This is a genomic window from Caldisericota bacterium (genome assembly GCA_034717215.1).
Lineage (GTDB): Bacteria > Caldisericota > Caldisericia > Caldisericales > Caldisericaceae > UBA646.
This window is the reverse complement of the sequence record JAYELD010000167.1, coordinates 1-4,120: the sequence shown is the minus strand read 5'-3', so window position 1 is coordinate 4,120 and position 4,120 is coordinate 1. Positions and strand designations below refer to the sequence as shown.

At 34.8% G+C, this 4,120-nt stretch carries 6 protein-coding genes; 2 read left to right on the top strand and 4 right to left on the bottom strand.

The features are described from left to right. A partial coding sequence (locus tag U9Q18_06880) for a phosphoribosylanthranilate isomerase (GenBank protein MEA3314083.1) occupies positions 1-459 on the top strand: 459 nt, incomplete at its 5' end. After that, entirely contained in the window at positions 456-1,370 is a 915-nt protein-coding gene (locus U9Q18_06875; protein ID MEA3314082.1) for a carbohydrate kinase family protein, read from the top strand. The genes U9Q18_06880 and U9Q18_06875, both read left to right, overlap by 4 nt. A gap of 8 nt (positions 1,371-1,378) precedes the next feature. Here U9Q18_06875 and U9Q18_06870 read toward each other — a convergent pair whose 3' ends face one another. The 4 genes from U9Q18_06870 to U9Q18_06855 are packed head-to-tail and all read right to left on the bottom strand — an operon-like array spanning position 1,379 to position 4,055. Then, the gene (locus tag U9Q18_06870; protein ID MEA3314081.1) at positions 1,379-2,200 is read right to left on the bottom strand and encodes an NAD+ synthase; all 822 of its coding nucleotides are present in this window, start codon (positions 2,198-2,200) and stop codon (positions 1,379-1,381) included. Continuing rightward, complete coding sequence (locus U9Q18_06865; protein ID MEA3314080.1) at positions 2,187-3,041, bottom strand: nitrilase-related carbon-nitrogen hydrolase; 855 nt, start codon at positions 3,039-3,041, stop codon at positions 2,187-2,189. The genes U9Q18_06870 and U9Q18_06865 overlap by 14 nt, the downstream gene beginning before the upstream one ends. Then, complete coding sequence (locus U9Q18_06860) at positions 3,031-3,579, bottom strand: QueT transporter family protein (protein MEA3314079.1); 549 nt, start codon at positions 3,577-3,579, stop codon at positions 3,031-3,033. Before U9Q18_06860 ends, U9Q18_06865 begins: the two co-directional genes overlap by 11 nt. Beyond that, positions 3,576-4,055, bottom strand: coding sequence for a LapA family protein (locus U9Q18_06855; protein ID MEA3314078.1), 480 nt, complete (start codon positions 4,053-4,055; stop codon positions 3,576-3,578). The genes U9Q18_06860 and U9Q18_06855 overlap by 4 nt, the downstream gene beginning before the upstream one ends. Positions 4,056-4,120 lie beyond the last annotated feature (65 nt).

The window sequence follows — 4,120 nt, the reverse complement described above, 5'->3', positions numbered from 1 at the left end:
GTTTCGATATTAAAAATGGATATCTTGCATGTATGTTCTGAAATGAATTTAAAAAAATTGAAAGACATCCGACAAATGCTCACAAAATATAATGTTAAACTTATGTATGCTGTTCCCGTTAAATCAGAAGAGTCTATCAAAAAAGCTGCTGCGGTTAGCCAAATTGTTGATTATATTATGCTTGACTCATCGGATGAGAGTAAGCAGATGAGTGGATTTGTTGGGGCAACGGGCAAGGTACACGATTGGTCGATCAGTAAATGTGTTATTGAAATGGTTTCGATACCCGTGATATTAGGAGGTGGGCTTTCTCCGGAGAATGTACAGCAAGCAATAACAATAGTGCATCCTGCGGGTGTAGACGCAAAAACATCGTTGGATTTGCCTTTTGTGTGTGGCAGAAAGGATATTGCAAAAGTGGCATTATTTGTGAAAAAGGTAAGGGAAGTGTCAAAATGAAGATGCTTGTTATCGGGGACAACTGTTTTGATGTTGTTTTAAAAGGAAAATATAGCATGAGAAGTGATAAAAATAATATCATCGAACAGTATAGTATGAGGCCTGCAGGTACAGGAATAAATTTTGCATTAGCATTTTCAAAAATTAACGGGAATCCATATTATTTTACACCTATATCCAAAGATCATTTTGGAGATTTTTTTATCGAACTATTTAATGAAAATAAAATTCTTTTTCTAAAAAAACGGAGTAATCGTCCTACAGCTTTAATCTTTGCTTTAGTGGGTGATAGCGAGAAAAGAGTAACGTTTGCTTTAATAAGCAAATGTGCGTATACAGACATATCATCTGCGGAATTTTTAACAATAAGTGATAAATATCGCTATTTGTATATTTCTTCCGGGATAAATACTGAGAAAAAGGTACAGATAGAAGTAGTGAAAATTGTTGAAATGGCAAAAAAGAAAGGCATAAAGATATTTTTTGACCCACAGTTCAGAATAGGGCGGTCTGTAAAAGGATTTTTAGAGACTAATATTGCTATTTTTAAAAGCGCAGACATTGTGTTTGCAAACGAGCAAGAAATAAAAGATTTTCCACTCTCAATTGTAAAAAATAAAGTTACAGCAAACGGGATTGTGGTTATTAAAAAGGGTTCAAAAGGGGTCGAGGCATATACAAAACATAAAAAATATAGCATAGATGGAATACCTGTTAACTCGCTGGATGGCATTGGGGCAGGTGATGTATTTAATGCCGTGTTTCTGAAGACATATCTAAAGGGAGAAGATGTTTATGAGAGTCTTAGTTTTGCGAACTATGCTGCAGCGCTCTCAACAACACATGTTGGTGTCTACGCTCCAACACTAAAGGAAATTTCCAAGTTTCAGATCAATTTCTCTAAAAAGTGAATTTTATATTATTTCGTGAGGTCATGCGGGTAAAGAAAATCTAATCCAAAAGTTCTAGGAGAAAATTTTGCAACTGGAGGGAGGGTCCTCTTAAATTGGGTTTTTTTGATTCTATTTAGCAAACTTTCTACAATTTTTTGACTGTACCCCATTGCTATGATTTCATCTTTTGTTTTACGCTGATCTACATAAAGGGTTAGTATGGAATCAATTTGTATGTATTTTGCTCCTAGTTCTTTTTCGTCTGTTTGCCCAGGCCATAAGTCCGCAGAAGGTTTTTTGGTTCTGATTTTTTTCGGAATCTTCATAAATTGCGCAAATTCGAATATTTGTGTTTTATACAGGTCACCGATTGGACAAAGACTTGCTGCCATGTCTCCGTGCCATGTGCTGTATCCTAAAATCAATTCGCTTTTGTTACTTGTACCCATTACAAGTGCTTCAAATTCTCGCGATTTATCAAACAGTATGCTCATCCTGGTTCTTGCAAGGAAATTACCCATTCTAATATTTGTCATCTCTTTTTCTTTTTTAAAGTAGGCATCTGCAATTTTTGTGACATCAATTGTTTCATATAAAATGCCAAGGTGTGTTATAGTTACAAGTGCATCTTCTTTAGACGCAGGGTTGCTGGTTTTGTAAGGCATAATGATTGCTTTTACATTTTCTTTCCCCAATGCTTCTTTTGATAAATATGCAACAAGTACTGAGTCTAATCCACCCGATAATCCTAAGACACATCGATTAAATCCATTGCTGTGCACTTCTTCTTTGATAAATTCTATAATAAATTTTTTTACAAGTTCGTAATTTAAGCTAAAATTTTCCATTATTTTCCTCCAGAATTCTACTGAGATTGTTCTGTACAATATTTAAATCTTCTTCTCTTACAAGCGGGAATAGTTGTCTCTTTTTATAAATTTCCTCTAAGTCTATTGTGGTAAAAGTTAGTTTTTCTTGCAATATTCCTGCAATGGCTAATTTTTTGCCCAATGGAGTCCCAACAAATGATCCTCCATAAAATCCCAATCCATCTTCAAAGCCCACCCTGTTTACAAACACAATAAACTGAGAAAAGAAATTTGTGTAGGTATCTATTGCTTTTTCTACTGTTTCTTGTATGGCAGGTTTTTCTCCTGTTACTCCTCGCAGCGGCATACTACTCATCCCCAAGACAATGTCTGTTTTTTGTGCATAAGTAAGGAATAGAAGGGATGGATGGAATAAATCTCTACAAATTAACATAGAAAAATTGCCATATCTTGTTTTGAATGTGGTAACTTTTTCTCCTCTCCCCATAAATCGGAGTTCTTGAAACATTCCATGAGTAGGGAGATATATTTTTCGGTAAACTGATTTTATCGATTGATTTTCGACGTACATGGCAGAATTATAGATGTTGCTGTCGTCTCCTCTTTCAACAAATCCAAATGCAATATCAATTTTCTTACTCTGTTTAAGTATCGGATTAAAAAAATTGCTATCTACAGGGAGCGCTACTTCCATTGTAAAATCTTTTAATCTATACCCTGCAATACTTAACTCTGGAAATACAATAATTTGTGCATTGTTTTCTATCGCTTTTTCAATGAATTCCAGATGTTTTTCTCTATTTTTTCCTATATCTCCGAGCAAAGGGTTTATTTGTGCAAGTGCTATTTTAATTTTCATTTCTTCCTTTCTTTTTAGTTAAAGCGTAGAGTAGTGGCAATCCTAGCGCATAGGTTGCGATTGTCTCTCCTATAGCTATCCAGATAACTCCTATGATATAAGGCCGAAGTTCAAAATGCGTAAATATGTATGAAAATGTTCCCAGTTTTGATATTGTCAATCCTTTCGGCCCAAGCAATCCTGCCAATGTTGTCACATACAGCGCAACACCGAATGCATTAATTATAATAGGTGGGAGGGGGGCGAGATATAGCTTTTTTGTTCGGGCAAGTCTACGTGTTAAAAGTGCTGCAATAAGTGTAAGGGATGTGCCAAGAATTATGTCAATTGGTCCAAATGGCGAAGCTATGTTTGCAATAAAACAACCAATTGCCACTCCCCACACTGCTTCTGGGTATATAAACGGGAGGACAGTGAGAGCTTCAGCAACTCTCACTTGTATTGGTGCATAAGAAATTGTATAAGTGAGATAGGTAAGTGCTACGTATAATCCGGCAATAACCCCGATACGCGTTAATCGTTTTATGTTTTTATTCACTTATTTCGGCGAAAGAAACCTTTTTTCTTCTGTTTTTCTGGTAATGGTTCTTTATTTGAATGTTCTTCAGTTTCTTCTTTTATGTTTTCTCCAGCCGTTTTTTCAATTTCAGGTTGAGTTTTCGGTTGTAGAGGTTTTTCTTCTTGTGCTTTAATTTTTTCTTTGCTTGTTTTTAATTTTGTCTCATATTCCTCTTTGATTTTACTTTTTTCTTCTTCAAGTCTTTTAATAATACCATCTCTTTCCTTAACTCCTCTTCTGTGTCTTGTAGCGGCATTAATGTAAAACATCACAGAGATAAGCCACATTACAATAAATCCTGCAAAAAATACAACTATTGTAAGTAACCCCATGCTTGTCGAAAATTCCCATGTGAAAAATTTCAGGCTTACTAGAGCATTGTTTTGTAGCACAAAGACAAGACTTGCAATAAGAATAAGTAACAAAACAATTATAAAGATACTAAATTTTTTCATTTGTACCTCCCCTTCGTTATAATTTTTTCTATTTTACTATTATATAAGGTTTTTTGCAATAAGAT